This is a genomic window from Halomonas nitroreducens, assembly GCF_003966155.1.
GTDB classification, from domain to species: domain Bacteria; phylum Pseudomonadota; class Gammaproteobacteria; order Pseudomonadales; family Halomonadaceae; genus Halomonas; species Halomonas nitroreducens.
In genome coordinates this window covers 1-26936 of the sequence record NZ_RXNS01000028.1, presented here as the reverse complement: position 1 = coordinate 26936, position 26936 = coordinate 1, and the positions used below count along the sequence as shown (strand labels likewise).

22 protein-coding genes are annotated in these 26936 nt (G+C 63.7%); 21 read left to right on the top strand and 1 reads right to left on the bottom strand.

The window, feature by feature from the left end:
- Positions 1-84: 84 nt before the first annotated feature.
- From EKG36_RS19685 to EKG36_RS19585, 21 genes are all read left to right on the top strand, one after another.
- Complete coding sequence (locus EKG36_RS19685) at positions 85-1848, top strand: SLC13 family permease (protein WP_126486982.1); 1764 nt, start codon at positions 85-87, stop codon at positions 1846-1848.
- A 141-nt stretch (positions 1849-1989) separates the two neighbouring features.
- Entirely contained in the window at positions 1990-2844 is an 855-nt protein-coding gene (cysQ, locus tag EKG36_RS19680; RefSeq protein WP_126486981.1) for a 3'(2'),5'-bisphosphate nucleotidase CysQ, read from the top strand.
- A 242-nt stretch (positions 2845-3086) separates the two neighbouring features.
- Positions 3087-4004: a sulfate adenylyltransferase subunit CysD gene (cysD, locus tag EKG36_RS19675; RefSeq protein WP_126486980.1), complete on the top strand. Its 918-nt coding sequence runs from the start codon at positions 3087-3089 to the stop codon at positions 4002-4004.
- Between the two features lie 162 nt (positions 4005-4166).
- A complete protein-coding gene (locus EKG36_RS19670; RefSeq protein ID WP_126486979.1) occupies positions 4167-4511 on the top strand; it encodes a four helix bundle protein in 345 nt (114 codons plus the stop codon).
- 72 nt (positions 4512-4583) lie between these two features.
- Positions 4584-6497 (top strand): sulfate adenylyltransferase subunit CysN, encoded by a 1914-nt coding sequence (gene cysN, locus EKG36_RS19665; RefSeq protein ID WP_126486978.1) that lies wholly within the window; start codon positions 4584-4586, stop codon positions 6495-6497.
- 109 nt (positions 6498-6606) lie between these two features.
- The gene (locus EKG36_RS19660; protein WP_126486977.1) at positions 6607-7041 is read left to right on the top strand and encodes a DVU3141 family protein; all 435 of its coding nucleotides are present in this window, start codon (positions 6607-6609) and stop codon (positions 7039-7041) included.
- Positions 7038-8744: a polysaccharide biosynthesis/export family protein gene (locus tag EKG36_RS19655; RefSeq protein WP_126486976.1), complete on the top strand. Its 1707-nt coding sequence runs from the start codon at positions 7038-7040 to the stop codon at positions 8742-8744. Before EKG36_RS19660 ends, EKG36_RS19655 begins: the two co-directional genes overlap by 4 nt.
- A 196-nt stretch (positions 8745-8940) precedes the next feature.
- Positions 8941-9750: an ABC transporter permease gene (locus EKG36_RS19650; protein WP_126486975.1), complete on the top strand. Its 810-nt coding sequence runs from the start codon at positions 8941-8943 to the stop codon at positions 9748-9750.
- The gene (locus EKG36_RS19645) at positions 9747-10418 is read left to right on the top strand and encodes an ABC transporter ATP-binding protein (RefSeq protein WP_126486974.1); all 672 of its coding nucleotides are present in this window, start codon (positions 9747-9749) and stop codon (positions 10416-10418) included. Before EKG36_RS19650 ends, EKG36_RS19645 begins: the two co-directional genes overlap by 4 nt.
- Before the next feature lie 68 nt (positions 10419-10486).
- Complete coding sequence (locus EKG36_RS19640) at positions 10487-11569, top strand: KpsE/RkpR family capsule polysaccharide export protein (protein ID WP_126486973.1); 1083 nt, start codon at positions 10487-10489, stop codon at positions 11567-11569.
- Position 11570: 1 nt separating this feature from the next.
- Entirely contained in the window at positions 11571-12683 is a 1113-nt protein-coding gene (gene rfbB, locus EKG36_RS19635; RefSeq protein ID WP_126486972.1) for a dTDP-glucose 4,6-dehydratase, read from the top strand.
- The gene (gene rfbD, locus EKG36_RS19630) at positions 12680-13552 is read left to right on the top strand and encodes a dTDP-4-dehydrorhamnose reductase (protein ID WP_126486971.1); all 873 of its coding nucleotides are present in this window, start codon (positions 12680-12682) and stop codon (positions 13550-13552) included. The genes rfbB and rfbD overlap by 4 nt, the downstream gene beginning before the upstream one ends.
- A gap of 136 nt (positions 13553-13688) precedes the next feature.
- On the top strand, positions 13689-14576 hold the full coding sequence (gene rfbA, locus EKG36_RS19625) for a glucose-1-phosphate thymidylyltransferase RfbA (protein WP_126486970.1): 888 nt from the start codon (positions 13689-13691) through the stop codon (positions 14574-14576).
- The gene (rfbC, locus tag EKG36_RS19620; RefSeq protein ID WP_126486969.1) at positions 14576-15145 is read left to right on the top strand and encodes a dTDP-4-dehydrorhamnose 3,5-epimerase; all 570 of its coding nucleotides are present in this window, start codon (positions 14576-14578) and stop codon (positions 15143-15145) included. The genes rfbA and rfbC overlap by 1 nt, the downstream gene beginning before the upstream one ends.
- Positions 15146-15152: 7 nt before the next feature.
- Positions 15153-16973 (top strand): class I SAM-dependent methyltransferase, encoded by a 1821-nt coding sequence (locus EKG36_RS19615; protein WP_185827619.1) that lies wholly within the window; start codon positions 15153-15155, stop codon positions 16971-16973.
- Positions 16963-17472 carry a hypothetical protein gene (locus EKG36_RS19610; RefSeq protein ID WP_126486967.1) on the top strand — a complete coding sequence of 170 codons (510 nt, stop codon included), beginning with the start codon at positions 16963-16965 and terminating at the stop codon, positions 17470-17472. Before EKG36_RS19615 ends, EKG36_RS19610 begins: the two co-directional genes overlap by 11 nt.
- A 94-nt stretch (positions 17473-17566) precedes the next feature.
- Positions 17567-18697, top strand: coding sequence for a non-hydrolyzing UDP-N-acetylglucosamine 2-epimerase (gene wecB / locus EKG36_RS19605; protein ID WP_221766125.1), 1131 nt, complete (start codon positions 17567-17569; stop codon positions 18695-18697).
- A 191-nt stretch (positions 18698-18888) separates the two neighbouring features.
- Positions 18889-20169 carry a UDP-N-acetyl-D-mannosamine dehydrogenase gene (gene wecC, locus EKG36_RS19600; RefSeq protein WP_126486965.1) on the top strand — a complete coding sequence of 427 codons (1281 nt, stop codon included), beginning with the start codon at positions 18889-18891 and terminating at the stop codon, positions 20167-20169.
- Positions 20170-20232: 63 nt separating this feature from the next.
- Positions 20233-23607 carry a glycosyltransferase family protein gene (locus EKG36_RS19595; RefSeq protein WP_221766124.1) on the top strand — a complete coding sequence of 1125 codons (3375 nt, stop codon included), beginning with the start codon at positions 20233-20235 and terminating at the stop codon, positions 23605-23607.
- Between the two features lie 3 nt (positions 23608-23610).
- On the top strand, positions 23611-25734 hold the full coding sequence (locus tag EKG36_RS19590; protein WP_126486964.1) for a glycosyltransferase family protein: 2124 nt from the start codon (positions 23611-23613) through the stop codon (positions 25732-25734).
- On the top strand, positions 25731-26723 hold the full coding sequence (locus EKG36_RS19585) for a hypothetical protein (protein WP_126486963.1): 993 nt from the start codon (positions 25731-25733) through the stop codon (positions 26721-26723). The genes EKG36_RS19590 and EKG36_RS19585 overlap by 4 nt, the downstream gene beginning before the upstream one ends.
- 120 nt (positions 26724-26843) lie before the next feature.
- Here EKG36_RS19585 and EKG36_RS19580 read toward each other — a convergent pair whose 3' ends face one another.
- Positions 26844-26936: an integrase core domain-containing protein gene (locus EKG36_RS19580; protein ID WP_425459614.1), complete on the bottom strand. Its 93-nt coding sequence runs from the start codon at positions 26934-26936 to the stop codon at positions 26844-26846.

Genomic DNA, 26936 nt, shown 5'->3' with positions numbered 1-26936 from the left:
TCATCGCAACAGGGCAAGGGAAGGCGTCCGGTATCAATCCCCGGGCGGTAGCGTGCCCGCCCGTCGCAGGATTCCTAACCTTTGATGGCCATCGAAGCCTGGCTCAGTGTGTTGTCTGTCGTGGCGGTATTGCTGGCGCTCACGGTCACCCGTATTGCCCCGGATGCCATTCTCATGGCAGCGCTCGCCTTTCTCGTGGTGACAGGAGTTCTCGAGCCGTCGCAAGCCCTGGTGGGCTTCTCCAATACCGGGGTGATGACCATCGCCGCCCTCTATGTGGTGGCCGCCGGGCTCAAGGAAACCGGGGCGGTACTGTGGGTCGCCAATGGCCTGCTGGGCCACCCGGCCACCCTCAAGCGGGCCCAGTTGCGGATGCTCCTGCCGGCCTCGACCCTCAGTGCCTTCATGAACAACACCACCGTCGTGGCCATGTTCATCCCGGCGATCCAGGAGTGGTCGCACAAGCTCGGCCTGTCCCCCTCCAAGCTGCTGCTGCCGCTGAGCTATGTCGCCATCCTGGGGGGCACCTGTACCCTCATCGGCACCAGCACCAACCTGGTCGTGGATGGCCTGCTGCAGAGCCAGAAAGGGGTCGCCCTGGGGATGTTCGACCTGGCCTGGGTCGGGGTGCCGTTGCTGCTGCTGGGCGGGACCTTCCTGATGCTGTTCGCCGATCGCCTGTTGCCGCGTCGGGAAGGGGTGATCGAGCAGATCGACCAGGCCCGCGAATACAGCGTCGAGTTCGTGGTCACCCAGGGCGGTCCCCTGGAAGGGAAATCCATCGCCGAGGCCGGGCTGCGCAACCTGCGCCATGGCTACCTGGCCGATATCGAGCGCGGCGAGCGGTTGATGACCGCGGTGCCCCCGGAGACCCAACTGGTCGGCGGCGACGTCCTGGTGTTCATCGGGGCGCCGGAATGTGCCCGCGAGTTGCGCCAGATCCGGGGGCTCACCCCGGCCAACGGCGACATCCACAAGCTGGATATCGCCAACCACCACCGCTGCCTGGTGGAGGCCGTGATCGGGCCGGATTTCGCCGGGCTCGGCCAGACGGTCCGGCAGTCGCGCATCCGCTCACGCTTCCAGGCCGTGATCCTGTCGATCTCGCGACAGGGGCGGCGCCTGCCGGGCAAGGTGGGGGACATTCGCCTGCAGGTCGGCGACACCCTGCTGATGGAAACCGGGCAGGACTTCGTCGATCAGTATCGCTACCGCAAGGACTTCCTGCTGGTCAGCGCCCTCAACGATTCGACGCCCCCCAACTTTCACAAGGCGCCCGTGGCGATCGCCGTGCTGGCGGGGCTGGTCATTGCCGCGGGGGTCGGCCTGCTGTCGATTCTGGAGGCCGCCCTGCTGGCGGGGGGCGGCATGCTCGTGACCGGCTGCATCACGGTGAGCAAGGCCCGCCGCTATGTCGATCTCTCGGTGCTGATCGTCATCGCCGCCTCCTTCGCCTTGGGTGCCGCGATGACCACCTCGGGCGCCGCCCAGGCCATCGCCGAAGCCCTGGTGGCGGACTGGATGTCGCCCTGGCTGGCCCTGGCGGTGGTCTATCTGCTCACGGTGCTGTTCACCGAGACCATCACCAACAATGCGGCGGCCGTGTTGATGTTTCCCCTCGCCATGTCGGTGGCCGACCACCTCGGCGTGAGCTATATGCCGTTTGCCATCGCCATCATGTTCGCGGCCTCGGCCAGCTTCATGACCCCCCTCGGTTACCAGACCAACCTGATGGTCTACGGCCCCGGCGGCTATCGCATGCTGGACTATCTCAGGCTCGGCGCCCCGTTGAGCCTGCTGGTCGGGGCCTCGGCCGTAGCGCTGATCCCGCTGGTGTGGGGGTTTTAAGCTAGAAGCTTGAAGCTGAAAGCTGGAAGTCACCCCAACATCAAAGCCCGAGCATTGAGGGGTTGCAGTTCCATTTTCTTCCCGCTTCAAACTTCCAGCCGCGAAGCGGCGCTCTTCCAGCTTGTTTCTAAAGGAGTTCTTGTGACCGATTTTGTGACAACCGAGCAGCGACAGCGCCTGGTGGAGGGCGTCGAGAGTGCCGGCCGCGACGTGCTCGACATCTATCGGCGGGACTTTGCGGTGGAAGCCAAGCACGACCAGAGCCCGCTCACCGAAGCCGACCTGGCCTCCCATCATGCCCTGGTGGCGTTGCTCGAGGCGGTGACGCCCGGCGTGCCGGTGCTCTCCGAGGAATCCGGCGAGGTTCCCTTCGCGACCCGCCAGACCTGGGCGCGCTACTGGCTTATCGATCCGCTCGACGGCACCAAGGAGTTCATCAAGAAGAATGGCGAGTTCACGCTCAATGTGGCGCTGATCGAGCAAGGCGTGCCCACCTTCGGCATCGTGCACGCCCCGGTACTCGGCAGCACCTGGTATGGGCAAGCCGGCCGGTGCGCGACCAAGCGGGAAGGCCACAAGCATCAGGCCATTCGCGTTCGCGCCTTGCCGGACCCGGCCGAGGCGCCCTGGAAGGTCGTTGGCAGCCGGTCGCACGGTTCCGCCGAATTCGAGGCCTTCTGCGAGCGCCTGCCGGCCCATGAGCGGGTCTCCATGGGCAGCTCGCTGAAGCTGTGCCTGGTCGCCGAGGGCGCGGCCGACCTCTACCCGCGACTGGCCCCCACCTGCGAGTGGGACACCGCCGCCGCCCAGGCCGTGGTCACCGCCGCCGGCGGCGAGGTGCTCAATGCCCAGACCCTGGCACCGCTGCGTTGCAACCAGCAGGACAGCGTGTTGAATCCCTATTTCATCGTCTGTGGCCAGCGGGACGAGCGCTGGGAGCGCGCGCTGCGCGCCGCGCTCCCAGCGCAAGCTTTAAGCGCGCCGCTTCGCGCTTAAAGCTTGAAGAGCGCCGCTTCGCGGCTGGAAGCTTGAAGCTGGAAGGGCGTCGCTTCGCTCCAAGCTGGAAGAGCGCCGCTACGCGGCTGGAAGCTAAAAGCTGGAAGAAACCCCAAGATCAAAACCAAGGCATCAAAGGGGGCGTTGCTTTTTCTTCAAGCTTCCGGCTTCAAGCTTCCAGCTTCAAGCTTCCAGCTTATAGCGCTCCCCACTGCCATTGAACCTGAATTCCCGGAAACCCCATGATCGAGATAACCCCCGAACGCCAGACTCACCTCAAGCAGCTCGAGGCCGAGTCGATCCATATCATCCGCGAGGTGGCCGCCGAGTTCCGCAATCCGGTGATGATGTATTCCATCGGCAAGGACTCCTCGGTGATGCTGCACCTGGCGCGCAAGGCCTTCTACCCCGGGCCGCCGCCGTTCCCGCTGATGCACGTCAATACCACCTGGAAATTCCGCGAGATGATCGCGTTCCGCGACCGCATGGCCGCGGAGTCCGGCATGGAGCTGATCGAGCATATCAACCAGGAAGGGGCCGAGGCGGGCATCAATCCCTTCGACCACGGCTCCAGCGGCTACACCGACGTGATGAAGACCCAGGCCCTCAAGCAGGCCCTGGACAAGTACGGCTTCGATGCCGCCTTCGGCGGCGCGCGCCGAGACGAGGAGGCCAGCCGCGCCAAGGAGCGGGTGTTCTCCTTCCGCGACAAGCATCACCGCTGGGACCCCAAGAGCCAGCGGCCGGAGCTGTGGAACCTCTACAACGCCCGGGTCAACAAGGGCGAGTCGATCCGTGCCTTCCCGCTCTCCAACTGGACCGAGCTGGACATCTGGCAGTACATCTACCTCGAGTCGATTCCCATCGTGCCGCTCTATCACGCCGCCCCCCGGCCGGTGGTCGAGCGTGACGGCATGCTGGTGATGGTCGACGACGAGCGCCTACCGCTGGAAGAGGGCGAAGTGCCCGAGGAAAAGTGGGTGCGCTTCCGCACGCTGGGCTGCTATCCGCTGACCGGGGCGGTGGAATCCAGGGCGGCCACCCTGCCGGAGATCATCCAGGAGATGCTGCTCACCCGCACCAGCGAGCGCAGCGGCCGCGCCATCGATCACGACCAGGCGGGCTCGATGGAGAAGAAGAAGCGCGAAGGGTACTTCTAACGCGCCTCCGGCGCGTTAGAAAGACGGAAGCTAGAAGCTTGAAGCGGGAAGTCCCCGGCTTCGCCGGGAGCTATAAGCCTGCAGCTGGAAGCGTGAAGAACCGAACAACCCCCGCCTGTGCTTAGGCTAGCCTGTTGGAGTGGCCAGCAGGGAGGGCAGGACATGGACTTCGAGAAGCTTCAAGTATGGAGGCGGTCAGCAAGGCTATCGGCCGAGCTCTACAAGGCGATGCGGGATCTTCGGGACTTCGGCTTCAAGGATCAGATCACTCGCTCCGGACTTTCGGTACCCAGCAACATTGCAGAGGGCATGACTCGCGGCACGGCCAAGGATAAACGGCACTTCTTGCTGATTGCCAAGGGCTCATGCGCTGAGCTGAGAACACAGATCTACATCGGTATCGATATCGGCTACATCGAGAAAGCCAATGGAAACCGGTGGGTACAGGAAACAAGGGAGGTTGCCGCCATGCTCTCCGGACTGATCGGCAAGCTCACCATCGAATGAATCGGCTGAGCAGCTAAGAGGTTGGGGGGTCTTCCAGCTTCAAGCTTCCAGCTTCCAGCTAAGGGACGAGAAATGGCACACGCCTCGGACTTGATCTCAGACGACATCGAAGCCTACTTGAAAGAACACGAGCAGAAAGACCTGCTGCGCTTCATCACCTGCGGCAGCGTCGACGACGGCAAGTCGACCCTGATCGGCCGGCTGCTGCACGACTCCAAGATGATCTACGAGGATCAGCTGGCGGCGATCACCCAGGCCTCCAAGACCAGCGGCACCACCGGCGACGCGGTGGACCTGGCGCTGCTGGTGGACGGCCTGCAGTCCGAGCGGGAGCAGGGCATCACCATCGACGTGGCCTATCGCTTCTTCTCCACCGACAAGCGCAAGTTCATCATCGCCGACACCCCGGGGCATGAGCAGTACACCCGCAACATGGCTACCGGGGCGTCCACCGCCAGCCTGGCCGTGATCCTGATCGACGCGCGCTACGGCGTGCAGACCCAGACCCGACGCCACAGCTTCATCGCCGACCTGCTGGGGATCCAGCACCTGGTCGTCGCCATCAACAAGATGGACCTGGTGGACTACAGCGAAGCGCGCTACGCGGAGATCATCGCCGAGTACCAGGCCGTCGCCGACAGGCTGGGCGCCCGGGACATCCAGTTCGTGCCGCTCTCGGCGCTGAAGGGCGACAACGTGGTCAACAAGAGCGAGGCCATGGCGTGGTACCAGGGGCCGGCGCTACTCGAGCTGCTCGAGAACGTCGAGATCCGCCACGACCAGAACCTGCGCGACCTGCGCCTGCCGGTGCAGTACGTCAACCGGCCAAACCTGGACTTCCGCGGCTACTGCGGCACCCTGGCCGCCGGCGTGCTGACCCCCGGCCAGGCGGTGCGGGCGCTGCCCTCGGGCAAGACCTCGACGGTCGAGCGCATCGTCACCTTCGATGGCGACCTCGACACCGCCTATCCGGGGCAGGCGATCACCGTCACCCTGGAAGACGAGATCGACATCTCCCGGGGCGACTGGCTGGTCGCCGAGGATGACCAGGTGCCGCTGGCCTCGAGCTACGAGGCGGACATCGTGTGGATGCACGAGACGGCCCTCGAGCCCGGCAAGCTCTATGACCTCAAGCTCGCCACCCGCGGGCTCGCCGGCAAGGTGCAGGCGATCGACTACCAGGTCGACGTCAATACCCTCGAGCAGCGCCATGCCGACCATCTCGACCTCAACGCCATCGCCCGTTGCCATGTCGAGCTGACCGCGCCGGTGCCGGTGGACGACTATCGCACCAGCCCCGGCACCGGCAGCTTCATCATCGTCGACCGCCTGACCAACATCACCGTGGGGGCGGGCATGATCCATCGCCCGCTGGACAGCGAGCTGCCCTACGAGTACCGCGAGCACGACAGCAAGGCCAACGTGGTGTGGAACCGCACCAGCGTGACCCAGGCCATGCGCGAGCAGATCAACGGCCATGCGGGCAAGTGCGTGTGGTTCACCGGCTATTCGGGGTCGGGCAAGTCGACCCTGGCCAATGCCCTGGAGGTGGAGCTCAACCGTCGCGGCTACCACACCATGCTGCTCGACGGCGACAACATCCGCCACGGGCTGTGCAAGGACCTGGGCATGGGCGAGGCCGACCGGGCCGAGAACATTCGCCGGGTGGGGGAGGTGGCCCGACTGTTCGCCGAGGCGGGCATCGTCGTCATCACCGCCTTCATCTCGCCGTTCCGGGCCGACCGTGACGCCGCCCGTGAGCTGTTCGACGCGGGCGACTTCGTCGAGGTGCATGTCGACACCCCGCTGGATGTCTGCGAGCAGCGCGATCCCAAGGGGCTCTACCAGAAGGCCCGGGAAGGCAAGATCCAGGACTTCACCGGCATCAACAGCCCCTACGAAGTCCCCAAGTCGGCCGAGGTGGCCGTCAACACCGAGGCCATGAGCCAGCAGGACATCCTGACGCGCCTGCTCAAGGAGCTCTAGCCACCGCCCAACGGCCGAGCGCCATGGCGACCGGCCGAGCGGATCGCACACCGCCGTGCACCCGGCACGGCGAGTGGCTCGTCATCTCGACGTCTCAAGAGAACCCTTCATGGACGTATTTCCGACCTTGTTATCCCGTCGCCGGGCGGCCGCGGGCTGCCTGCCCGGCTGGGGCGCAGCACTGCTCGTGGTGCTGAGCCTCGGGCTCTCCGGCTGCAGCTCCCTTTCGGCCACGCCGCCCGCCGAGACGGGCTCGGTAATGGCCGGCGGTGCCCATGGGCGGGCGCTGGATGCCAACCTCAGCGGCTTTCTCGCCCAGTCAGCCCCCGAGGCCGTGACGACCCTGGCCACCAGCCCCTGGGGACCGGGCGTGACGGTCCGGGCCGAGGCGCCCTACCACGCCGCCAGCGGCCGAACCTGTCGGCGCTTGCACATCGAGGGGGGCGGCAGTGGCCAAGCTCGCCAGGCCGTGGCCTGTGAGTCGCCAGACGGCTGGCAGAGCCGTCGCCTGGTGACCCAATCCGCAGGAGGACAACAGCCATGACTGCCCGTATCCCCTGGCCGCGCGTCGCCCTGATGGCGGGGCTGCTGAGCCTCCCCCCCTTGGCCATGGCCCAGAGCGTCGGACAACCCAGCGAGATCCTGCCGCAACAGCAGCAGGCCGAGTCGGTGCCCGAGGAGGTGGATGCCGCGCCGCGGGCGAACTGGAACAACGCCAACTACGGGCCCGTGAGCGCCCAGCCGGATGAAGCCGAGATGGATGCCCTGCCGCCGTTCGGCGCCAACCTCTTCGAGGGCGGCTTCCGGGGCACCATGGCCGACGGCCTGACGCCCGGCTACCAGATCAAGCCCGGCGACCAGGTCACCCTGCGGGCCTGGGGGGCCGTGGAACTCGACCGGGTGATGCCGGTGGATGCCCAGGGCAATATCTTCATCCCCTCCATCGGCCCGCTCGCCGTACAGGGGCTCAACAGCCAGCAGCTCGATGCCAGCGTGCGCCAGGCCATCCGGTCCGTGTATCCCGACAACGTGCAGGTCTATACCAACCTGCAGGGCGTGCAGCCGGTCGGCGTGTTCGTCACGGGCTACGTCGAGAATCCCGGTCGCTATGCCGGCACCCCTTCGGACTCGCTGCTGTACTTCCTCGACCAGGCCGGCGGGATCGATGATGCCCTGGGCAGCTATCGGCAGATCCGGGTGGTCCGCGACGGCCGGACCATCGCCAACGTGGATCTCTACGACTTCCTGCTGCGCGGGGAACTGGCACGGCCGCAGTTCCGTGACGGTGACACCATCGTGGTGGAGGAGCGCGGTCCGGCCATCGCCGTGGTGGGCGAGGTCGAGCGTGACTACCGCTACGAGCTGCTCGGCAACCAGCTGGCCGGTGCCGAGGTGGTCGACCTGGCGCGGCTCAAGAGCGGCGTTTCCCATGTCCTGTTGCGCGGCGATCGCGCCTCGGGCCCCATCGCCGAGTACGTGCCGCTGGCCCACTTCGGTGAGCGCACCGTGCGCAGCGGCGACGAGGTGCTGTTCAGTGCCGACCAGCGTGACGAGACCATCGTGGTGCAGCTGGAAGGCAGCTACTACGGCCCGTCCCGCTATGCGCTGCCGCGCGACGCCCGGCTCGGCGAGCTGCTGGATGCCGTGGCCGTGCCGGCCGAGATGACCGCCGAGCGCAGCATCTCGATCAAGCGCGAGAGCGTGGCCGCCCAGCAGGAGGCCGCCCTGGAGGAGAGCCTGCGCCGGCTGGAGACGACCTACCTGGGGGCGTCCTCGGCCACCAACGAGGAGGCGCAGATCCGGGTGCGCGAGGCCGAGATGATCCAGAAGTTCGCCGAGCGCGCGCGCAAGATGGAGCCCAGCGGCCGGCTGGTGGTGGCCCATCGCGGTCAAATCAGCGATATCCGCCTGCAGGACGGCGACGTGATCACCATCCCCGAGATCACCGATTCGGTGCTGATCAGTGGCGAGGTGGTGGTGCCCCAGGCGGTGGTCTACCGCCCGGGCATGAGCACCTGGGACTACATCGAGGGGGCCGGTGGCCTGACCAGTCGCGGCGACGACGACCACGTGCTGGTGGTGCGCCAGAACGGTGCGGTGCGCGATGCCGATGAGGTGACGCTGCGCCCGGGCGACGAGATCCTGGTGATGCCCGAGGTGCCCACCAAGAACCTGCAGCTCGCGACCAGCTTGACGCAGATCCTCTACCAGATCGCCGTGGCCACCAAGGTGGCCGTCGACTTATAAGCTGTAAGAGCGCCGCTACGCGGCTGGAAGCTGGAAGCTGGAAGAAAACCCCTTAAACCGATGTTGGGGTTGGGGTACTTCCAGCTTCCAGCTTAAGCCTGCGCAGCAGGCGTTCTTCCAGCTCCCGGCGAAGCCGGGCTCTTCCAGCTTACTTCTCACCACTTACAAGCGCGAAGCGCGCTAACCACTTACGCCAATGTCTGAGACTATTAACGGCGCCACCAGCGCCCGCTCCCCGTGGCAGGTCACGCGCAGTGTCTGGTACGCCATGTTCATGCGCGAGGCCATCTCGCGCACCATGGCCGATCGCCTGGGCTGGTTCTGGATGGTCGCCGAGCCGGCGGCCTTCGTGCTGATCATGGTGGCCATCCGCAGCGTCATCAGCGGGGATCGACTGATCGTCGGGGCGGACTTCATCCCCTGGATGATCGTCGGCATGATGGGCTTCTTCATGGTGCGCGAGGGCATGATGCGCGGGCTCGGCGCGGTGGATGCCAACCGGGCTTTGTTCGCCTATCGTCAGGTGCAGCCGGTGGACCCGGTACTGGTGCGCTGCTTCCTGGAAGGGATGCTGCGCACCTTCATCTTCCTGTTGTTCATCCTCGGCGGGCTGCTGCTGGGGCTGGATATCGCGCCGGACAACGCCATCCGCGCCATGCTCGTGTGGGGCTCGCTGTGGTGCCTGGGGCTGGGGCTGGGGCTGGTGGTTTCGGTGCTGGGCTCCCTGGTGCCGGAGGTCGGCAAGGTGGTGCGCATGCTCAGCCTGCCGCTGCTGATCCTTTCCGGGGTGATCTTTCCGCTCAACCACCTGCCGCATGACCTGCTCGAGTACCTGATGTACAACCCCATCGTGCATGGCCTCGAGACGCTGCGGCTGGGCTTCTTCGAGGGCTACAAGGTCGTCCACGGCACCAGCATGACCTACTTCTGGCTGTTCACGCTGGGGGTGATCGCCCTGGGGCTACTGCTCCATGTGCGCTTTGCGCAACGGTTGAAGGCGAAATGATCGAGATCCGCAACCTCTACAAGCGCTACCACAACCATCACGGCAGCGACTGGGTGCTCAAGGACGTCAACCTGAGCTTTCCACGCGGTGTCAGCGTCGGGCTGCTGGGGCGCAACGGCGCGGGCAAGTCGACCCTGCTGCGGCTGATCGCCGGCATGGACAGCCCGGGCCGCGGCGAGATCGAGCGAAACTGTCGTGTCTCCTGGCCCATCGGGCTCTCCAGTGGATTCCAGAGCTCGATGACCGGGCGGCAGAACGTCAAGTTCGTGGCGCGCATCCACGGCGGCGGCTTCGATGTCCAGCGCATCATCGACTTCGTCGAGGCGTTTGCCGAGATCGGCAAGGCCTTCGACGAGCCGATCAAGACCTATTCCTCCGGCATGCGCTCGAGGCTCAACTTCGGGCTCTCCCTGGCGTTCGACTTCGATGTCTACCTCTCCGACGAGGCCACCTCGGTGGGCGATCGCGCCTTCAAGGCCAAGGCTACCCAGGCCTTCAAGGACAAGGTGGGCAAGGCCAGCCTGATCATGGTCTCCCACAGCGAGGGGATCCTCAAGGATCTCTGCCAGGCGGGCGTCTACCTGCGCCGTGGCCAAGCCGTCTGGTACGACGATATCAACGACGCCATCGCCGCCTATCACGAGGAAACCACCGGCCAGAAAGCCTGACGGGCCGCCTGCCGGCCGGTGTCAGGCCCGCCGCTGCCTATTCTTACCGACATCCGGTACTTCTCCCTATGAAACAGTTCATCAAGACTCAGCCACAGTGGGCGCTGGCCCTCGTGGGCATCATCCTGGTCAGCCTCTACTGGCTCGTCTGGGCAGAGGATCGCTATGTCTCCCGGGCGACCGTGGTGCTGGAAAGCCCACAGATCGCCCAGCCGGACATCAGCTTCTCCTCCATCCTCACCGGGGCATCCGGCAACAACGACCTGCTGTTGCTGCGCGAATACCTGCTGTCGGTGGACATGCTCAAGCAGGTCCAGGAGCGACTCGATTTCCGTCGTCACTACAGTGAGCACGGGGATCTTTTCGCCCAGCTCTGGGATCCCGAGGCGCCCATCGAGGAGCTTCACCAGTACTACATGCAGCGTGTCACGGTGGAAATGGATGAATACGCCGGCGTGCTCAACATCGAGGTGCAGGCCTATACGCCGCAATTCGCCCACGACCTGGCCGAGCTCCTGCTGGAGGCGGGGGAAGCGCACATGAACGATATGGGCCAACGACTGGCCGAGGAGCAGGTCGATTTCCTCGAGGTACAGGTCGAGCGGCTCAGCGAGCGCCTGGACGCCGCTCGCGCCGACTTGCTGGCCTACCAGAACGAACAGGGCCTTGTCTCACCGACCCACACGGTGGAAAGTCTCAACCAGGTCGTGAGCACGCTGGAAGGCGAACTCGCGAGGCTGCAGGCCCGGCGCAGCGCCCTGGGCAGCTTTTCCAGCTCGCGCAGCGCCGAGGTCGTGCGGGTGGAAAGTGAGATCGCCGCGCTCCGCGAGCAGATCGACAAGGAGCGCGACCGTCTCGCCCAGGCCACGGGCGACTCGCTGAATCGCATTTCGGCGCAATACCAGACCCTGGAGCTGAAGGCGGAGTTTGCCCAGCAGACCTACTCGAGTGCCCTGGCCGCGCTGGAGAACACCCGCATCGAGGCGGCGCGCAAGCTCAAGCAGGTGAGCGTGCTGCAGAGCCCGCTGTTTCCGGAGTACCCGACCCGGCCCGATCGGCTGTACAACGCCGCCGTGTTTGCCATCGTCACGATCTTCCTGGCCTTTATCCTGAGCATGCTGCTCCTGATCATCCGGGATCACAGGGACTGACATGGCCAAGACCTTCCTGATCACCGGTGGCGCCGGCTTTATCGGCTCGGCGGTGGTGCGCGAGTTGATCGCCAACAGCGAGCACCGCGTGGTCAACATCGACAAGCTCACCTATGCCGGCAACCTGGCGTCACTGGCCGAGGTTGCCGATTCCGAGCGCTACCACTTCGTGCAGGCGGATATCTGTGATGCCCGGGCCATGCAACAGGCCTTTGAGCAGCATCGGCCGGATATCGTGATGCACCTGGCCGCCGAGAGCCATGTGGATCGCTCCATCGATGGTCCCGCGGCGTTTATCCAGACCAATGTGGTCGGCACCTCGGTGCTCCTCGAGGTGGCCCGGGCCTATTGGCTGCAGCTGCGGGAAAGCGCCCCGGAAAGAGCCGCGGGCTTCCGCTTCCACCACGTCTCGACGGATGAAGTCTACGGAGACTTGGCGGAGGAGGGGGCTTCTTCCAGCTTCCAACTTCCAGCTTCCAGCTCCCTGTTTACAGAGAAAACCCCCTATGCGCCTAGCTCGCCGTATTCCGCCAGCAAGGCCGGTTCGGATCACCTGGTGCGTGCCTGGCAGCACACCTTCGGCCTGCCGACGCTGATCACCAACTGCTCCAACAACTACGGGCCCTATCACTTCCCGGAGAAGCTGATACCGCTGATGATCCTGAACGCCCTGGCCGGCAAGCCGTTGCCGGTGTATGGCGACGGACAGCACATCCGCGACTGGCTCTATGTGGAAGACCATGCCCGCGCCCTGATCCAGGTGGCCACCGAAGGTAGGGTGGGAGAGACCTACAATATCGGCGGCCGCAACGAGAAGACCAATCTCGAAGTCGTCGAAACCATCTGCACTCTAGTGGATAAACTGCGTCCCGACTCTTCCAGCTTCCAGCTTCCGGCTTCCAGCTTGATCACCTTCGTCAAAGACCGTCCCGGTCACGATCGGCGCTATGCCATCGACGCCGGCAAGATCGAGTGCGAGCTGGGCTGGGTGCCGCGGGAGACCTTCGAGAGCGGCCTGCGCAAGACCGTGCAGTGGTATCTAGATAACCGTGCATGGTGGCAGCGCGTGCAAGATGGCAGCTATCAGGGAGAACGGCTGGGAGTCGGTTCATGAAGATCCTGATCACGGGGGGCAATGGCCAGGTCGGCTTCGAGCTGCAGCGTCAGCTGTGCCTGCTGGGCGAGGTGTTGGCTCCGAGGCGTCAGGAGCTGGACCTGGCCGACCCTCAAGCCGTCGATGCTTGGCTGGACGAACACCGGCCCGCACTGATCGTCAATGCAGCGGCCTATACCGCTGTTGACCAGGCGGAAAGCGAGCCCGACCTGGCCCGACGACTCAATGCCGGGCTGCCGGCGCAATTGGCAACCTACTGCCTCGAGCAAGGTTGCCAGCTGGTGCACTACTCCAGCGACTATGTCTATCCTGGCACCGGTGAGGCGCCCTGGCAGGAAGACAGCGCCCCCGGGCCGCTCTCCGTCTACGGCCAGACCAAGCGTGACGGGGATCTCGCCGTCATCGGCAGCGGCTGTCGGCACCTGATCTTCCGTACCAGCTGGGTCTATAGTGCCCGCGGCCACAACTTCATGAAGACCATGCTTCGGCTTGGGCGCGAGCGTGACGCCCTCGAGGTCGTCAGCGATCAGGTCGGTGCGCCCACCCCGGCGCGACTGATTGCCCAGGTGACAGCCCTGGCGCTCGAGCGCCAGCTGGCGGACGGGCTCTACCACCTGGCGCCGAGGGGGGAGACGAGCTGGCATGGCGTTGCCCGGGAAATCTTTCGCCAGGCCTCAGCGCAGGATGCCCAGCTTGCCATCAGGCCCGAACGTGTGGCGGCCATTGCCACGAGGGACTATCCCACACCTGCCCAGCGTCCGCTCAACTCGAGGCTCTGCTGCCAGGAGCTCGAGCGCGCATTAGGCATCACCCTGCCCAACTGGCAGGAACAGCTTGCGCTGACACTGGCTGAGCAACTCGATTCGTAGGCTCTTACTCGTTACAGGAGCCGGATTTATCGGGGACAGCAGTTGTTGTAAGAGCCCGGTATATCCTCGAGATTCTTCCAGCTTCCAGCTTCCAGCTCCCGGCGTAGCCGGGCTCACCACTCACGGACGAACAACCATGGCTCGAAAGGGCATCATTCTGGCCGGGGGAGCCGGTACCCGGCTATTTCCCCTGACACACGGGATCTCCAAGCAACTGCTGCCCATCTATGACAAGCCGATGATCTACTACCCGATCTCGGTGCTGATGCTGGCCGGTATTCGTGAGATTCTGATCATTTCCACCCCGCAGGACCTTCCTCTCTTCCAGCGCTCGTTGGGCGACGGCGAGGCCTTCGGCATCCGTCTCGACTATGCCGAGCAGCCAAGCCCCGATGGGCTGGCCCAGGCCTTTTTGATCGGCGAGGAATTCATTGGCGATGACCCAGTGTGCCTGGTGCTCGGCGACAACATCTTCCACGGGCAGCACTTCACCGGTCAGCTCCGTGAAGCCACCGCCCGCCGGCAGGGGGCGACCATCTTCGGCTACTACGTCAAGGATCCCGAGCGATTCGGCGTGGTCGAGTTCGATGCCACCGGCCGGGCGGTGTCCATCGAGGAGAAGCCGACACATCCCAAATCGAGCTTCGCGGTCACCGGCCTCTACTTCTACGACAACGATGTGGTGGAAATCGCCAAGGCGGTCTCGCCATCGGACAGAGGCGAGCTCGAGATCACCAGCATCAACAACGCCTACCTCCAGCGCGGTGACCTTCAGGTGGAATGCCTGGGGCGGGGGTTCGCCTGGTTGGATACCGGCACTCACGACAGCCTGCTGGAGGCCGCCCAGTACGTGCAGACCATCGAGCATCGCCAGGGCTTGAAGATCGCCTGCCTCGAGGAGATTGCCTGGCGCCAGGGCTGGATCACCACCGAGGTGCTGGCGGCCCGGGGTCATGCCCTGGCAAAGACCGGCTACGGCAACTATCTGCAGCGACTGGCCGACGGCCATTTCGGAGGTATCTGATGAAAGTCAGCCCCACACGCATCCCTGATCTCATGATCATCGAGCCCGACGTGCATGGCGATGAGCGCGGCTTCTTCATGGAGAGCTTCAATCAGCGCGTGTTCGAGGAAGTGACCGGCGTGACTGCCACCTTCGTGCAGGACAATCACTCCCGTTCCGCTCAGGGCGTGCTGCGAGGCCTGCACTACCAGGTCGAGCAGCCCCAGGGCAAGCTGATGCGGGTCGTGGCTGGCGAGATCCTCGACGTGGCGGTGGATATCCGCGAAGACTCGTCGACCTTTGGCCAGTGGGACAGCGTGCGACTCGACGCTGCCGACCATCGTCAACTTTGGGTGCCGCCCGGCTTTGCCCATGGCTTTGTGGTGCTCAGTGACAGCGCCGAGGTGCTGTACAAGACCACCGACTACTACGCACCGCGGCATGAGCGGGCCATTCGCTGGGACGATCCGACTCTGGCCATCGATTGGCAGCGCGGTGCCTGGACCTGGGGCGATACCCCGCGGTTATCTGCCAAGGATGGCAAGGCCGACCGGTTCGTTGACCTTTTCCCCTCAACCTCATCCGACTGACGTGATCATGACCCACTCCCTCCAGACCCCGGCCATCGAGGCCACCGGCCAGGCGCCTGCCCAGGTGCTGATCCCGCAGTTATCGCTGCAGTCGATGTTCTGGCGACCCAAGTACCCAACCGACTCTTCCTGGCGGATGCACCTTCCCGTGGCATTCTGGCTGGTGGAGGCCCAGCGTCCCCAGCGTGTGGTGGAACTCGGGACCGAGGACGGGGCTTCCTGGTTTGCCTTCTGTCAGGCCCTCGAGCGGCTCAATCCCTATGCCGAGTGCCTGGCCTTCACCGCCGGCCCCCCCGACCCCGCCCTGCGCGAGCATACCGAGGCCCAGTACCAGGAATTCGCCAGCGTGCAGCAGGCCTCCCAGGACGAGGCCCTGGGACGGCTGCAGGAGGAGAGCGTCGATATCCTGCACGTGGCCCCCGGTGTGGCGCAGCCGATTGCCCGTGAATGGGCGCGGTGGCAGGCCAGGCTCTCGTCTCGCGGCGTGGTGCTGATCAGTCAGGCGGGCCCCGGCCAGCCCGGCGAGTCGCTCTTCCAGCAAGTACGTGATGGCCGACCGCATTTCCTCTTCGAGCAGGGCCAGGGGCTGGGGATTGTCGCGATCGGTTCCCATCGGACCGAGACGCTGGAGCGGTTGCTGGGGTTCCAGTCGGGCCAGCCGGGCCAGCGGCTGATCCAGCAGGTGTTCACTCGCCTGGGCCTGGCCTGTTGTGCGTCTGCTCCCGAGATTGAGGCGCGGCTCTCGCCCGAGCGGCGCAGCGCTGAACCCCCTCAGGCTCCGTCGGACACTCGTATCGAGTCGCTCGAGCAGCGCAATGCCGAGCTTCAGGCGGCACTGCAGGCACGCGATGAAGCGCTCGAGAGCGAACGATCGACGCGCTTCGAGGAAACCGCGCGGCTGACCGAGTTGCTCCAGTCCGCCGAGGAGGCGCGAGACCAGGCCCGGAAGAGTATCGCAGAGCGGGAGGCCAGCCTTCAGGAGCTCCAGAGGGAGCGTGCCCGGCTGGAGACAGCCCTGACGACGGAAAGCGAGAAGGCCCGCCAACTCGCTCCCCTGGAGCAGGAGCATGCGGCCCTGGAGCAGGAGCATGCGGCGCTCAAGCGCCGTGTCGAGGAGACCGAGGCATCGCTTCGGCATGCACGCGAGGAGGCCGACGGTCACCGTAAGGCGCATGAGACGCTGCAGCAGGATTACCAGACGCTTGAACGCCGCCGCGAAGAGCAGGCCCGGGAACTCGAGCAGAAGAGTCAGCAACTCGAGGCGCTCGAAGCGGCCGGGCGGGAAAGCGAATGCCAGCTGGTCGAGTTGCAGCAGCAACGCGATACCGCCGAACGCGCCCAGGCGGCTCGGGATCGCGAGAATGTCGCGCTGCGTGAGGCGCAGGACGCGCGCTTTGCCGAGCTGGCCGAGCTGACACGGATGCTGGAGGAGAAGGAGAGGCAGCTGGCAGAGCTCAGCGCACGTCCGAAGCGCCTGGTGGAGAGCCTCTCTGCGCTGGGGGCGGGAGTGACAGGTCGCGGGGGGCGCCGGCTGAAGGAAGACCTGCGCCTCGTCAAGGCGTCGGGCCTGTTCGATAGCGACTGGTACCTCCACCACAACCCGGACGTGCAGCAGAGCGGCATGCCCGGCCTGGAGCACTTCGTGCGCTTCGGGGGACAGGAGGGCCGCTCGCCCGGTCCGGCCTTCGATAGCCAGTGGTACCTGAGCGAATACCCGGATGTGGCAGACGCCCAGGCCAACCCCCTGGTGCATTACCTGCGTTTCGGCCAGCAGGAAGACCGTTTACCCAAACCCGATGCATGGGAAGGCGAAAGACATGGATCTTGAACAACAGATCGAACTCATCAGGCAATCCCCGCTGTTCGATGCGGAGTGGTATCTCGCCACCTACCCGGACGTGGCGAGGCTCGACATGTGCCCGGCGACCCATTTCGCGCGCTACGGCTGGCGGGTGGGGCGCAATCCCTCGGCGGCCTTTCATACGCGGGGGTATCAGGAGCAGCACGGGGATGTGGCGCGAAGCGGTGCCAACCCGCTGATCCATTACCTGCAGCATGGCGAGCGCGAAGGCCGTCGGGTGCCGGCCGTTTCGCGTCCGGTCACGCCGCTGCCGGCTGCCAGGTCGACCGGCCATCCCGCCGGTTCGGCACTCCGCCCCGGGCCCGTGTCGGTGGCGAGCCCGCCGGCGCCGCCCACCAGCGAGCGCCCCGAAGAGGCATCGCGTTGTCAGTCGCTCCAGCTGGAGCACACCCAGCAGTTGCTGGAGCACTACTTCCGGCGCTGCCAGGAGCTGGAATACCAGCTGATGGACGCCGCGGCCCGATGACGTTTCGGCTCGTCTCCCCCGTCGTTCATATCATCGCCATCTTGGCACGCGATGATTCCAACTGTTTCCTGTTAACACCACCGCAAGGATGCGTATGAAAGTCCTCACCGTATTCGGTACCCGTCCGGAAGCCATCAAGATGGCCCCCCTCGCACTTCAGCTCGCCGATGACGAGCGCTTCGAGGCCCGCGTCTGTGTGACGGCACAGCATCGGGAGATGCTCGACCAGGTACTCTCGCTGTTCGAGCTCACTCCCGACTACGACCTGAACCTGATGAAGCCAGGCCAGGATCTCAACGACATCACCTGCGGCATTCTCCAGGGGCTGAAGGAGGTGCTGGCCGAGTTCCGCCCGGACATGGTGCTGGTCCATGGCGATACGGCCACCACCTTCGCCGCCAGCCTGGCGGCCTATTACCAGCAGATCCCGGTGGGCCACGTGGAGGCCGGGCTGCGCACCGGCAACCTCTACTCGCCCTGGCCGGAAGAGGCCAATCGCAAGCTCACCGGGGCGCTCGCCGCCAAGCACTTCGCACCGACCGACACCTCCCGGCAGAACCTGTTGCGTGAGAACGTGGATCCCGCCAGCGTGCACGTGACCGGCAATACCGTGGTCGATGCGCTGCTCGAGGTGGTGCGCAAGCTGGAGGCTGGCCCGCTCGGCAGCGAGCTGCGCGAGCGTTTCGACTTCCTCGAGGACGACAAGCGCCTGGTGCTGGTGACCGGCCATCGCCGCGAGAGCTTCGGCGATGGGTTCGAACGCATCTGCCGGGCCTTGGCCGAGACCGCCAAGGCCCACCCGGACGTGCAGATCGTCTACCCGGTGCACCTCAATCCCAACGTGCGCGAGCCGGTCAACCGGCTGCTGGCCGATATCGACAACGTCGTCCTGATCGAGCCCCAGGATTACCTGCCCTTCGTCTATCTGATGAACCGCGCCCACATCATCCTTACCGACTCCGGCGGCATCCAGGAAGAGGCGCCGTCGCTGGGCAAGCCGGTACTGGTGATGCGCAACACCACCGAGCGCCCGGAGGCCGTCAAGGCCGGTACCGTCAAGCTGGTGGGGACCAGCGTGGACGTGATCACTACCGAACTGACGCGCCTGCTGACCGATGACGAGGCCTATCGTGCCATGAGCTTCGCCCATAACCCCTATGGCGATGGCAAGGCCTGCGAGCGCATCCTCGATGCGCTGGCGGTACGCCAGACGGAAACCGCCTGAAGGCGCTGGCACCTACTCTGGCCATCTCCTGATGCCATGAAACGCCCGATCCTCCAACGGGCGTTGTCTCACCCCCGAACATTGACGCCGCGGGAGGCCGATGCAATGGCGGCGCGTCGTCTCGGCGAGCGCCTTACTGCGTCGTGGTGCCTGCTCGCGCCTATCTGGAATCTTCAAGGGAACCTACTGACATGGAATTCAATACCATCTCGATGATCGGCCTCGGCTATATCGGCCTGCCCACCGCCGCCGTTTTCGCCTCGCGTCGCAAGCAGGTGATCGGCGTGGATATCGACCCGCATGCGGTGGCGACCATCAACCGCGGCGAGATCCATATCATCGAGCCGGAGCTGGACATGGTGGTGCATGCCGCCGTGCACGAGGGCTACCTGCGGGCGACGACCACCCCCGAGCCGGCCGACGCCTTCCTGGTGGCCGTGCCCACGCCGTTCCACACCGACGAGAACGGCCAGAATCACCAGGCCGACCTGCGCTATATCAAGGCGGCGAGCGAAGCCTTGGCCAAGGTGCTGGTGCCCGGCAACCTGGTGGTGCTGGAATCCACCAGCCCGGTGGGGGCCACCGAGCAGATGGCCGCCTGGCTGGCCGAGGCCCGCCCGGACCTGACCTTTCCCCAGACCCATGGCGAGGCTTCGGACATCCGCATCGCCCACTGCCCCGAACGGGTGCTGCCCGGCCACGTGGTGCGCGAACTGGTGGAGAACGACCGGGTGATCGGCGGGATGACGCCCAAGTGCGCCGAGGCGGCCTGTGCGCTCTACGGCATCGTGGTGGAGGGGGAGTGCGTGCCCACCACCGCCCGCACCGCCGAGATGGCCAAGCTGACCGAGAACAGTTTCCGTGACGTGAACATCGCGTTTGCCAACGAGCTCTCCACCATCGCCCATGAGCTCGAGATCAATGTGTGGGAGCTGATTGCCCTGGCCAATCGCCATCCGCGGGTGAACATCCTCTCGCCGGGCGCCGGCGTGGGTGGCCACTGCATCGCCGTGGACCCCTGGTTCATCGTCGATGCCTGCCCCGAACAGGCTCAATTGATCCGCACCGCCCGGGAAGTGAACGACGGCAAGCCCGAATGGGTGCTGCAGCGCGTGAACGGCGCGCTCGAGCACTATCACCGCGAATACCCGCAGGCGCGCCGCAGTGATCTTACCGTGGCCTGCCTGGGCGTGGCCTTCAAGCCGGATATCGACGACCTGCGCGAGAGCCCGGCCCTGGGCATTTCCGAGAAGATCGCCGGGCTGGGCTGCCGCGTGCAGGTGGTGGAGCCCAATATCGAGGCCCTGCCCAAGCGCCTGGAGGCGCCCAACGTGGCGCTGGTCAGCCTGGAGGAGGCCCTGGCCCAGGCCGATGTGGTCTGCGTGCTGGTGAAGCACAAGCCCTTTATCCAGAAGACCGACGCCGTTCGCGCCAAGCCAACCGTCATCGACGCCGTTGGCCTGCTGGGCTAATCCCCTCCGGGCCAGGCTCCTGCGGCACAAGGACAAGCCAGTGCAGGAGCCTGGCCCCAGCGGGTGACTGGCGGCAACGCGCCCTGCGTCTCTCATCAACCTCGACGACTTATCTGGTATCCCATGGACGACCTTCTTCACCTTGCCACCCAACTCGCCGACCAACCCACCACGCCCGTGCTGGCTCCCATTGCGGGGCGTGTGGCGTATGTGGTCAGTCACGGCCAGAGCTACGCCAGCAACGGCTACGCCATTCGCACCCAGGGCATCGCCCAGGCACTGAACAAGTGCGGCTTCGAGACCCTCTGCTTCGTGCGCCCCGGGCGACCGTGGGAGCTGGGCGCAGCGCAGGGCAGCGTGGCGCCGGAACGCGTGGTGAAGGGCGTACGCTATCTGCATAGCCGCTGGCTGCCAGGCCAGGCGCCCGCCAACGAGCGCGAGCACCTGGAAGCCAGCGTGGCCCGCTTCGTGGAACTGTTCCGGATCTACCGGCCGGCGGTGGTGCTGGCGGCTTCCAACTACACGCTCGGCCTGCCGGCCTGGATCGCCGCCAAGCGCCTGGGCCTGCCGTTCTTCAACGAGGTGCGAGGCTTCTGGGAGCTTTCTCGCGACGCTCGCGAACCGGGCTATGCCAACACCCCCGCAGGCAAGCGAGAGGCCAGGCGCGATGCCTTCGTGGCCCGCCAGGCGCAGAAGGTCTTCACCCTCAACCAGCCTATGCAAGAGGAGCTGGGACGACGCGACGTTGACTTGAACCGGGTCGAGATCGTGCCCAACGGCATGAGCTCACTACCCGAGATCAAGGCCGCCGATCCGGCCCTAAAACAGCGTCTGGGTATTGGCGATGATGAGAGGGTGGTGGGGTATGTAGGCAGCTTCAGTGACTATGAAGGGCTGGAGACCCTGATCGATGCCGGCGCGCAGCTGGTGGCTCAGGGGGAGAAGCTCAAGCTGCTGCTGGTGGGCGATGACCAGTCGGTCACCGAAGCCGCCAAGGTCTCGCAACGCCTGGCCGACAAGCCGTGGCTGATTCAGGTGGGGCGGGTGCCCCATGAGCAGGTGGCTGACTATTACGCGCTGATCGACACGGTCGTGATTCCTCGCAAAAGGCTGCCGGTATGTGAACTCGTACCGCCGATGAAGGCCGTGGAGGCGCTGGCCTACGGCAAGAGGCTTGTGGGGTCGGATGTCGCACCGCTGGCGGAGCAGGCGACGAAGCATGCCTCCATGGTGACGTTTCAAGCGGGCCTCCCCGAGAGTCTGGCGCAAGCGCTTCAGAAGTCACTGATGCTGCCTGCACCCAGGCTGGGTGCCGATGGGCTGTTCGCGGCGCATACCGCACCGATGGTGAAGGCGTTCAAGGGGGAGGGAACAGAGGTTGAGGCAACAACGCAGTCCAAGCCCGCAGTGGTCGCAGCGCCCACCACAACAGCGCCAAAAGCAACGGCACAAGCGCAGTCCTGCTTCGGTGTGCTGAACCAACCGCAAACCGTCGAGCTGCCCCAGCAAGACCCCCTCTGGTACAGCGTCCCGGTCAAGGCCGGTCAAGCACTGATCATCGAAGCCGCTGCCGAATACCGTAATATCAAGGGCGCGCAGAATCGCAAGGCAGTGTTGCTGATCAACAGCTTCGATGCCGAGGGCAAGCTGGTTGAAAAACCCTGCGGCAAGATGGCGAAGTCCGGCCACCTCAAGGCCTACTTCAAGTATTTGCCCTGCACCCAGAACCAGATTCAGGAGTTGCACACCTTCACCGTGCCCGAGGGCATCAGTGAGATCCGTGTGGGCGTCTGTGGGTTCAACAAGAGTGACGCCGAGCAGGTGATGCTGCGCGAGCTTCGTGTGAAGCCCAAGCCGGACAAGTCCCAGCCCACGCAGTTCGTACCGCCGAGCGCCCAGGCTGCCGAGATCAGCATACTCGGCTGGCCGGAACAGCCGCCCAACGGTAAGCCCTATGTAATCGGCATCATGGACGAATTTACCACCGGCTGCTTCGAGCAGGACGTGAACCTGATCCAGCCGCGCCCGGATAACTGGTATGCCCTGGCCGAGAAGTACCAGCCCGAGTTCTTCTTTATCGAAAGCGCCTGGAAGGGCAACTACGGCAGCTGGCAGTACCGGGTGGCGGACTACGCCAATAAGCCCGGACAGGAAGTGGCGCATATCTGCCAGTACGCCCGCGAGAGGGGCATTCCTACCCTGTTCTGGAACAAGGAAGACCCGGTCCATCATCAGAAATTCATGTGCAGCGCCAAGCTGGTGGATCACATCTTCACCACTGACGCCAACATGAAGGACTCCTATCAGGCCAAGACCGGCAACCCCAACGTGCACGCCTTGCCCTTTGCCGCCCAGCCAGAGCTGCATAAGCCGGCGCCGCTGGCAGGCCGCAAACCACGTGCCTGCTTCGCGGGCAGCTGGTACGGAAACCGCCATGCCGAACGCGGCCAGGCCATGCGCTGGCTGCTTCAGGCGGCCAATCGGCACGGCCTGGAGATCTTTGATCGCAATCACGGCACTGGCATCTTCCCCTTCCCGGAAGAGTACCAGGCCGGGATCAAGGGCAGTCTGCCCTACAAGGAACTGTGCGATGAATATAGTCGCTACCGGGTGTTCCTCAACGTCAACTCGGTGACCGACTCGCCCACCATGTTCTCGCGCCGGGTGTTCGAGCTGATGGCCTGCGGTACCCCCGTGGTCAGCACCTACGCCAAGGGCATCGAGAACCTGTTCGACTCCGACGCCGTGTGGCTGGTCCACAGCCAGGAAGAGGCCGACGAGGCCCTGCACACCCTGATGACCGACGACGCCGAGTGGCGCCGGCGCAGTCTGGCCGGTATCCGCGAGGTGTTCGCCAAGCACACCTACGCCCACCGCCTGAACGACATCTTCGACCGCCTGGGCATTGAAACCCGCCTGCCCACCGACCCCGCCATGGCGCTGGTGGCTGAAGCGCACACTCAGGCCGAGCTCGAGGCGCTGAATCACTTCGCCCACAAGCAGAGCTATCGCCACTTCCAGCTGGGCATCGCCTGCGCGCCGGGGCTGGCTCAGTTGGCCGGCTCGCTCTCCGACAACATCACCCTGCTGCAGAGGGGGCAGAAGGCCGCCTGGCTGGCCGAGCAGCACGCCGATACGCCCCTGGCCGGTTGGCTAAGCCCCCATGGCCACTACGGCGAGCACTACCTCCGCGACCTGACCAATGCCAGCCTCTACGAGCCCAGGGCTTGTGGCTGGGCCAAGGCGCTGGACCAGGACCGCTTCGCCTACGGCGGGCAGGCCAGCCTGAGCGGTGCGCTGTGGAAGACGCCCGAGTTTCTCGAGCAACCGATCAAGGCCCGCCCGGAGGAGCGCGTGACGCACCCGGATATCTTCCTCGCCGACAGCGACCAGTTTCAGCCCGGCGGTACCGCACACCAGCAAGCAGTGGGAGGCTGAACCATGACAAAGCGTGTTCTGATCTGCGGCAACCCCGACCTCAATTACATCGACGGCTCCTCGATCTGGGCGCAGACCATTGCACTGGCCACGGCGGCCACCGGCACGGTTGAGGTGGATTTCCTGGCCAAGAGCAGTCCGGATCGCGATGAGCTATTCGGTCCGCTGAAAACGGCTGACAACCTCACCATCCTGGATGGGACCGACCGCCAGCACTGGCAGGGTAAGGGCTTCAAGCGTTTGACACTGCCGATGATGGCCGAGCTGACCGTTAAGCTGGATCGTGCCAATCCCTATGATGTGGTTATCGTGCGCGGACTGGAGATCGCCACCCGACTGCTGGACAGCCCCGATGTTCTGGCCAAGTGCTGGATGTACCTCACCGACATCCCCCAGGCGGTGGCCGACTATGCCCCCGACCAGCGCCTGGTCATGCAGCGCATCGCACGAGGCTGCCAGCGCCTGTTGTGCCAGACCGATGGCTTCAAGACGCTGTGGAAGGCACTGGTGCCCGATCTGGAGGAGAGTAAGTTCCGCCTCTATACCCCGGTGATCCCGGACCTGCCTGAACGTCTGCCAGCGTTGGCTGAGCGCCCGACAAGGGCCATCTACGCCGGCAAGTTCAAGGGCGACTGGATGACCCTGGAAATGGCCGAGGCCTGGCCCGCCATTCACCGTGAGCAGCCAGGCAGTGAGCTGATAATGATCGGGGACAAGATCCATAACGAGACGGCTCGTCCCGACTATCAGCAGCGCATGCAGCAGGCACTGGAGAACACCCGGGGCCTGAGCTGGCTGGGGGCGCAGTCCCGCGAAGCCGTACAGCAGCAGTTGCAGCAGGCTCGCGTGGGGCTCTCCTGGCGTGCGGAGAGCATGAACGACACCGTGGAGTATTCCACCAAGATTCTGGAGTACGGCGGCGCTGGCTGTGCCGCCATTCTCAATCGCAACTCGCTCCACGAGCAACTGCTGGGCCAGGACTATCCGCTGTTTGCCAACAGCGAAGAGGAGTTCCGCCGCCAGCTGACCCGTGCGCTGCGTGAACCGCAGGTTGCCCAGCAGGCCGCCGACGCCCTCAAGTGGCTGGCTGAGCGCCATACCTTCTCGACACGCGTGGACGAGATTCGCCAGTGGCTGGCTGAAGCCCCCAAGGCGCCCAAACCGGCACGAAAGACTCGCGTGCTGGTCGCCGGTCACGACCTCAAGTTCTTCACCCTGCTCCAGAAGAAGCTGGAAGCCACTGGGCAGTTCGAGTTCCTTACCGACCAGTGGCAGGGTCATAACAAGCATGACGAAGCTCACAGCCGTGCGCTGCTGGAGCAGGTGGATGTGATCTTCTGCGAGTGGTGCCTGGGCAATCTCAAGTGGTACTCCCACCACAAGCAGCCTCATCAGCGCCTGGTGGCCCGCTTCCATGCCCAGGAGGCCCGCACGCCTTATATGGGCGAGGCCAACTGGGACAACATCGACCACGTCAGCTTCGTCAGTGAGCATACCCGCCGACAGGCGCTGGAAGTCTTCAAGGGTTTCCCCGTCGACAAGACCTCGGTGATTCCCAACTACCTGGACGACACCAAGTTCACGCCCAAGAAGAAGACCGGGGAGGCCCGTTTTACGTTGGGTATCGTGGGGGTTGCGCCCAAGAGCAAGCGCCTCGATCGAGCGGTGGACCTGCTGGAAGCCCTGCTAGAAGAGGATGACCGCTACTGCCTGCGGGTGAAGGGCAAGCACCCGCTCAACTACGGCTGGCTGCTCAAGCGCGAAGACGAGCTAGCCTACTATCGTAATGTCTTCGAACGCATCAACAGCAACCCTCGGTTACGACATAAAGTGATCTTTGACCCCCCCGGTGATGACGTCAACGACTGGTTCACCATGGTGGGCTTTATTCTCTCGCCATCCGATTTTGAATCCTTTCATATGGCCATCGGTGAAGGGATGTTGACCGGCGCCACGCCGATCATCTGGGACTGGGATGGGGCAGCGAAGATTTGGGGAAAGAATTATGTTGTAAATGACTATAAAGAAGCAAAAGAAGTGGTGTTCATGGAAGACGGTAAAGCTCTAACCAAGCCAATGAATGCAAATATTGCCGATGATATTAGTAGACTGTTGGGTGGGACGTGAGAAAAATTGTTCATATTGGCCAGATGAAATCAGGCACTACATATATACAGAACTCTTTTCACCAGAACAGAGAGGAGCTTTACAGGCAAGGTTACTTATACCCCGGGAGTTTATTTAATCATCAGCACGCCTGCTACGGTATTTGTGGGAGTGATATTCCATGGATAAGATCCGGGAGAGAATGGGAGCAGCTTGGGTCTGATTTGGTTGGTGAAATAAACTCTAGTGGAAAAGATGTTATTTTGTCGGCAGAAGCTTTGTCATGCATGAATGAAAAAGGAATAGCGTCTTTCATAGAAAAAATAAACGGTGTAGACAAAGTTGTTATTACGGTAAGAAACTTCCATAGGGTTATTTTGTCTGCGTGGCAGCAAAGTATAAAAGGTGGAGGGATAAAATCGCTCCCGGAATTTATCCACCATATAGGCTTTTGCCGCTCAGAAAATATTGGGATGTGGAAAAACTATAGCTTTGGGGATAGCGCACGCATCTGGGCGAAACATGCACCTGTCGACATAATAGTCGCTAATGGGAATCAGCCCAGTTCATATCTCCTTGAAAAGTTTTGTGAATCATGCGGGGTGGGGGAGGTTTCAGAACCAAAGCTAGATAGTTCCCAAGAGAATAAGTCTTTAAAGCGGGAAGATGCTGAACTTTTGCGGTCCCTCAATATTCTTAATAAAGAAATGCCAAAAGAAAGTCGATATGAATATATTAGGTGGCTGTTAAAGAAAGGGCTTTTCCCGGCGGCTAGTCTCGAAGAAGGAAGTAAAATAAAAATCCCCGAAGGATTTGTTAAAGAGATATCAGGCTGGGCGGAAGATGAGATAGAAAAGATACCAAAAGAAGTTGAAATTATTGGTGATATTAATGGTTTGGCTAAAATAAATAGTGATGATGTCGATAAAGAAGGGGCCGGTGAAGGCTTTGATGTTGATCACTTGAGTAGATTTAACTTAATCGCAAAGTTGATCTTTAAGAATTCTTAACGCTTCCAGAGGTAATCTGTATGGCAATCATTAGTTTTGAGTACAAGTTCATTTTCTTGAAAGCTAGAAAAGTGGCGGGCACATCAGTAGAGTGTAATGACCCCCTGGTTTCTGCACACCCTACGCGGCTAATGCCGGGTGTGCTCGGGGTGCCACATAGTCCAGAGACTGATGGGGCCGCTCTTCGTTGTAGTACCGGATCCAGCGATCGAT

Bases quoted from the DNA above. Each gene is read 5' to 3' on its own strand.
- EKG36_RS19685 (WP_126486982.1), top strand. From the start codon at position 85: ATGGCCATCGAAGCCTGGCTCAGTGTGTTGTCTGTCGTGGCGGTATTG.
- cysD (WP_126486980.1), top strand. From the start codon at position 3,087: ATGATCGAGATAACCCCCGAACGCCAGACTCACCTCAAGCAGCTCGAG.
- EKG36_RS19670 (WP_126486979.1), top strand. From the start codon at position 4,167: ATGGACTTCGAGAAGCTTCAAGTATGGAGGCGGTCAGCAAGGCTATCG.
- cysN (WP_126486978.1), top strand. From the start codon at position 4,584: ATGGCACACGCCTCGGACTTGATCTCAGACGACATCGAAGCCTACTTG.
- EKG36_RS19660 (WP_126486977.1), top strand. From the start codon at position 6,607: ATGGACGTATTTCCGACCTTGTTATCCCGTCGCCGGGCGGCCGCGGGC.
- EKG36_RS19655 (WP_126486976.1), top strand. From the start codon at position 7,038: ATGACTGCCCGTATCCCCTGGCCGCGCGTCGCCCTGATGGCGGGGCTG.
- EKG36_RS19650 (WP_126486975.1), top strand. From the start codon at position 8,941: ATGTCTGAGACTATTAACGGCGCCACCAGCGCCCGCTCCCCGTGGCAG.
- EKG36_RS19645 (WP_126486974.1), top strand. From the start codon at position 9,747: ATGATCGAGATCCGCAACCTCTACAAGCGCTACCACAACCATCACGGC.
- EKG36_RS19640 (WP_126486973.1), top strand. From the start codon at position 10,487: ATGAAACAGTTCATCAAGACTCAGCCACAGTGGGCGCTGGCCCTCGTG.
- rfbB (WP_126486972.1), top strand. From the start codon at position 11,571: ATGGCCAAGACCTTCCTGATCACCGGTGGCGCCGGCTTTATCGGCTCG.
- rfbD (WP_126486971.1), top strand. From the start codon at position 12,680: ATGAAGATCCTGATCACGGGGGGCAATGGCCAGGTCGGCTTCGAGCTG.
- rfbA (WP_126486970.1), top strand. From the start codon at position 13,689: ATGGCTCGAAAGGGCATCATTCTGGCCGGGGGAGCCGGTACCCGGCTA.
- rfbC (WP_126486969.1), top strand. From the start codon at position 14,576: ATGAAAGTCAGCCCCACACGCATCCCTGATCTCATGATCATCGAGCCC.
- EKG36_RS19615 (WP_185827619.1), top strand. From the start codon at position 15,153: ATGACCCACTCCCTCCAGACCCCGGCCATCGAGGCCACCGGCCAGGCG.
- EKG36_RS19610 (WP_126486967.1), top strand. From the start codon at position 16,963: ATGGATCTTGAACAACAGATCGAACTCATCAGGCAATCCCCGCTGTTC.
- wecB (WP_221766125.1), top strand. From the start codon at position 17,567: ATGAAAGTCCTCACCGTATTCGGTACCCGTCCGGAAGCCATCAAGATG.
- wecC (WP_126486965.1), top strand. From the start codon at position 18,889: ATGGAATTCAATACCATCTCGATGATCGGCCTCGGCTATATCGGCCTG.
- EKG36_RS19590 (WP_126486964.1), top strand. From the start codon at position 23,611: ATGACAAAGCGTGTTCTGATCTGCGGCAACCCCGACCTCAATTACATC.